At 62.3% G+C, this 4859-nt stretch carries 4 protein-coding genes; all 4 read right to left on the bottom strand.

What is annotated here, in order from left to right:
* A partial coding sequence (locus VGN12_20185; protein HEY4311777.1) for a hypothetical protein occupies nucleotides 1-893 on the bottom strand: 893 nt, incomplete at its 3' end.
* A gap of 243 nt (nucleotides 894-1136) precedes the next feature.
* Nucleotides 1137-3059: an acyl-CoA dehydrogenase family protein gene (locus VGN12_20190; GenBank protein HEY4311778.1), complete on the bottom strand. Its 1923-nt coding sequence runs from the start codon at nucleotides 3057-3059 to the stop codon at nucleotides 1137-1139.
* A gap of 241 nt (nucleotides 3060-3300) precedes the next feature.
* Nucleotides 3301-3690 (bottom strand): hypothetical protein, encoded by a 390-nt coding sequence (locus tag VGN12_20195; GenBank protein ID HEY4311779.1) that lies wholly within the window; start codon nucleotides 3688-3690, stop codon nucleotides 3301-3303.
* 619 nt (nucleotides 3691-4309) lie between these two features.
* A partial coding sequence (locus VGN12_20200) for a hypothetical protein (GenBank protein HEY4311780.1) occupies nucleotides 4310-4859 on the bottom strand: 550 nt, incomplete at its 5' end.

Genomic DNA, 4859 nt, shown 5'->3' on the forward strand with positions numbered 1-4859 from the left:
ACGGCGCCGCCAGCTTGAAAGGTCTTCTCGTTTTCCTTCCACCAGTCGGTCCAGGCCGCGCTGTCCAACCCCAGCTCCTGCCCGGTCGCGGTGGCCAGGTATTGCACGATGTCGCCGCGGATTTCGCCTTTGACGTTTTCCAGGATTTTGATCAGTTGGCCGATCGCCGTCGCAGAGTTGATCTTGATCAGCGCCTGCACCACGGCACGGCGCAAACCGAATTCGCGTTCGAATGTGGACAGCGCCGTTAGTTTCGTCAGCGAAGCGACATCCTCAGACTGGCCGCGCCCGCCCAACTCGTCGGCCAGCGCTTCGATGATTTCCAGGCCGTCGTGCGAGTTGGCTTGCTTCTCCAGGTAGGCGTTGACGTTCTTCTCGACGTCCGGCAGCGTCGAGGCGAGCAGCACAGCCAGCATGGGCAGCGTATTAGGGCCGACCGAACCGCGCCGCGTTTCCTTACTGACGGTGGTCAACAGGTAACGCGCGATCTCGTCGTTGTCTTTAAAGTCCAACAACGTGTCATAGGCGGCGCTTCGAACCTCGGGAGCGTCGTCCTTCAGGCCGACGGTAACGACAAGCTTTGCCGCGTCGAGCGTTGGATACTTGCCGGCGCTGCGCAGCGCGGTAATCCGCTCGAAGACTTGCTTGTTGCGCAGCCGGGTTTGAATCTCGCGTTTGGCGGCACGGAACTCTTCCTTGACAGGATCATCGGGCGCGGCTTCCTTCGCGGGTGCCTTTGCCGCGTTCGCCTTCGGCGCGGCTTTGTCGACGGCCGCTACGCGCTCGACGAGCAGCCCACCGGCGAGCGCGATCAGCAGCGCAAGCGACAAGAATCCGGTGGATCGAAATCGAAAAGCTGGCAACCGTGACGGCCGGCAGTTGGTGAGTTGCATTCGCATTCGCGCCGGCACGGTAGCCTCCTCGCCACGCGAGGTCGCGCGGCGCATCTGCCGTCGCCGCGCTGACCAGCGGCCGGTGGATGCCTATATCCTTTATTGTCAGGGGCCGGTTCGTCGGCGTCAACGATTGCATCGTTCGCCGTCGCGGGTGACCTACGGCGAACAGCGAAAGTCGCGCCCACAATCCTAGTGCCTGACCACCGCAGCGATCCGCCGCATAGATTCCTGTGCAATCCGTTATTTGCCAGAGGCGTTTTCGTACGGCTTGAGAATTTCGCCGGGCGGTATGCCGGCGATCGGCTCGAACCCGCCGTCGGCGATCTTGGCCCCCAGCCGGGTCACGGTACGGAAATAGGCGTCACTGAGGCGCTCGTTCGTCAGCTTGAACCGCAGATCCTGGCAAGCCACGTCACCGGCCGTCTGCAGCAGCTCGTCCGTCTGCTTGGCCGCGTACAGAGCCGTGACCAGCATCGTGACCAGGTTCTGCACGCGGAGCGAAAGCTCGGACATTCGGCATTGCCGATCCGCCAAATTCAGTTGATGCTTGCGCATCGAGCTGCTGATCTCGCGGGCCATGTGCGTCAGGCCGTCGATGGCGAATCGCGCATGCGCGGTCAAGGCATCAGGCATTTTGGGCAAGGCCCCCAACTGTCGGCTGCCGAAACGTTCGCCGACGAGCCACTTGGCATAGGGCACCAGTACCGGCGCCAGCCCCTTCAGATGGGCAAGATCGGTCAGGTTCGGCTCTTTGACTTGCAGCTTTGCCAAAACCCGGCCGACCGGCTCGAAGAACGTTTTGCCGTGCTGTTTCACCAATGACTTGAAGAAGGCCATGGCCAGCATCTCCCCCTCGCCTTCGTAAATGCAGGGGGCGAAATACTCGTGGCAGTTGTCACCGAAGAGATGCCCATGCAAGAACGAGCGTCCGCCGTGCGTCTTCATCAGGAATTCGATCGCGGCTTCCTTCTGCGATTCACTGCCAAATATCTTGGCAATCGTGCATTCCATTTCGCCGCGATAGCCTTCGTCCAATAGCCACGAACACCACTCGACCAGCGCATCGCAGGCCACGATCATGCCGGCCAGACGGCCGACGCGCCCTTGCACAAGCTCGCGGCGATCGATTGCTTCGCCATACGTCAGCCGATAGCGAGTCCAGGGAAGAATGCTGGCTAGCATGACGCGCAACCCGCCCGAGGCATTCGCGCACACTGCGACCCGGCCGCGGTTCAGACCGTGATAGGCCACGGTCAGCCCGTTGCCGAATTTCGGCTTCAGCAAGTTCTCCTTCGGCACGCGGAAGTTCTTGAATAGCAGCCCGTTGTTGTAGGAATGCTTGAGGGCGTATAGCCCATAACGAACCAACTGGAAGTGTTCGTTCTCCTCAGGCAAATCGACCAGCAACACTTCCGGGCGGTTATCAATCAGGCAGACCAGCGCCACGATACGCCCGGGTAGCGCGTTGGTAATGAAAAGCTTCTCGCCATTAACGACATAAGCGTCACCGTCGAGCACGGCGCGGGTTTTGAGCGCGGTCATGTCCGAGCCGGCGCCAGGCTCGGTCAGCGCAAAACCCGAGATGCGATCGCCGTTGGCCAGGCGAGTCAGAAAACGCTCTTTTTGCTCGGACGTGCCCATGCCGTGCAGGGGATCGACGGCGCCGACGCAGCCATGCACGCTTCCCAGTCCGGCCAGGGTGGAAAACACAGTCGCCATGCGCACTAAGTAAGGCATGAAGACCGACATCGGCGCAGCCTGCCCGCCATATTCCTGCTCGACGAGCAATCCCCAATACCCGGCGGCCCCCAATTCGGCAAAGACGTGAGGCAGGAGCTTGCCGTTATGGTCCAACAGTGTCCCCGCCGCGATGTGCCGGCGGACGATCGACAGCGACTCCTCCATCGCTTGCGCGCAGGCCGCCGTGGGCTTGGCCGGCGCGCCCGCCTGAAACAGTTCGAGCGGGAAGTTGTGATCCCACACCGCGCGATGGATCGGGCTGGCCGTGGTCTGATAACGGGCTTCGAAAAACGACTCGAGCTGCTCGTCGGCTCGGTCCATAGCGCCGGTCGATCGGGCTTCCAGCTCGCTCTTGCCGCTGAGCTTCAGCGACGTCTCGACGAACGTCTCGGACCCCGACTCGGGCGTCTTGCTATGCGACATGGGATCATCCTCCGAACGGGCGGGCCAGGCAGGAATCGCGCGCCGGGAGCACCTGTGCCGGCGCAAGGTCAGAATCAACGAAAGCGAGCCGCGTAGTCCCCCAGCGAGCCTCACTTATAACAGAGCCACTGGCGCGCGGCCAAATTGCGCGAATTCAAAGCTACGCGGACAACCTTCGCGCAGCGAAAGTCTGTGCGGTTGAACGGGCCGAATCCGTCCCATGAGGATCGTCCCAGCGGATTTATTCCGCGCTCGGGGCGACGTTCTCAGGCATCGCGGGGCGCCAGGCGCTGGGGGAATCACACGCCACGCACGGGGCCAGCGTGATCATGCCGCTGCACTTGGGACAGCGGATGTGGGCTTCCAGCGTGAAGTAATGGCCATAAGGCACCCCGGCCAGGCAGAGTTGGCGGATTGACTTGTCCTCGGCCATATCGATCCGTTCCACCTCGGCCGCGCTCAGGCCGACAGCAGCCGCGATCCGCTCGTAGTCCGTAATGCCCATCTCCATCAGTGAGATGGCGGCGGCGGCCGCATAGGGCACCTTGATGCCACGTTGCGTGGGATGCCGCCAGGGACGACGCCGGGGCTTCTTGGCTGCTTCAGACTGCTTAGTAAGAGGCTTTGTCATTTCCGGATCGACGGTGGTCTTCTTAGTGGCCTTCGAGCGACTGGTGGCGGACACCGCCGGTCGGGCTGCGGGCCGGTTGCGGGGGGGAACTTCCGTGTCCCGAGGTCGCTGGGATCGCCGCGATGGCGCCGCCCGGCGGGTGGGATATTTATTCCTGCAGTTTGCAGTCATGGGGGGTCTTTTCACAAGGGGAAATCCGAGAAAATCGCGAGAGACAAGAATTTGGCGATCCCTCGCCCGCGCGGAATGAACTACTTCTTTAGACGCCCGACAGTTTCAAAGAGTTCGCTCGCAAGGCCTAACTGGGCAATAAATTACGGCCGAACACCCCATTTGCCGGGGGAAAATGGTCGCCTTCCACCCCGTTTGGCTACCACCCGCTCCCACAGGCGAGCCGGACAAAATGACGCTAACCCGTCAGGTCTACCGACGAGCGCGAGAGGGGTGTCGCCTGGGGTCGGACGACGGAAGGGTACCGCGGAGGCGCAGAGTCACGGAGGAAGGCACTTGCGAATGTCCGAGAACCGAGGGCTACTGCCGAGCGAGAGCGTTCCCGCCCACTAGCGACCAGCTACCGACTACTTCTCTTCACTGCCCGTTGCCTGCCGCCCACTGCCCGCTAGTTCCACCACCAAATGGCCGGCTGGCCGGCCGTGGCTTTGTCGTCCGCGGGGCGGGCGGCTTTCGTGCGTAGCGGGTCGAGCTTGGCGCTCTGCTCTTTGCGGTCGGCTTCGCCCCAGGAGTGGATCAGCACGCCGCCCGAGGCGCTGATGATCCAGTTGTCCCCCTTCTTCACGAAGCTGGCTTGCGTGTCGACTTGCTTCGGCACGAAGTACGCATCCACCGGCGGACCATCCTGCCCAGCCAGCGGTGCCAGATCGAGGCTCGCCTTGCCGGGCAGGTTTTCCTTGAACAGTAGCGCCGACACGATCGCCAGGTCCATGCAGTTGCGCAACTCACCGAAGATCGGGTCGCGCTTCGAAAGTTCGTCGTAACGGGCCGTCATGTTGTTGGCCCATTTCTGCGCGACCGGGCTGGCCTTACCTGAGTGAACGCGATCGCCGTTTTCGAGCAGGAAATCTTCCTCGGTCATGGCCTTTACACCAGGCCCACGCAGTTCCCAGGCCAGACCGTCAGCGTCGGTCAGCAGCGGCTCGTAGTTCGTGGCC

Source organism: Pirellulales bacterium (assembly GCA_036499395.1).
GTDB lineage: Bacteria > Planctomycetota > Planctomycetia > Pirellulales > JACPPG01 > JACPPG01.

Bases quoted from the DNA above. Each gene is read 5' to 3' on its own strand.
- VGN12_20190 (HEY4311778.1), bottom strand. From the start codon at position 3,059: ATGTCGCATAGCAAGACGCCCGAGTCGGGGTCCGAGACGTTCGTCGAG.
- VGN12_20195 (HEY4311779.1), bottom strand. From the start codon at position 3,690: ATGACAAAGCCTCTTACTAAGCAGTCTGAAGCAGCCAAGAAGCCCCGG.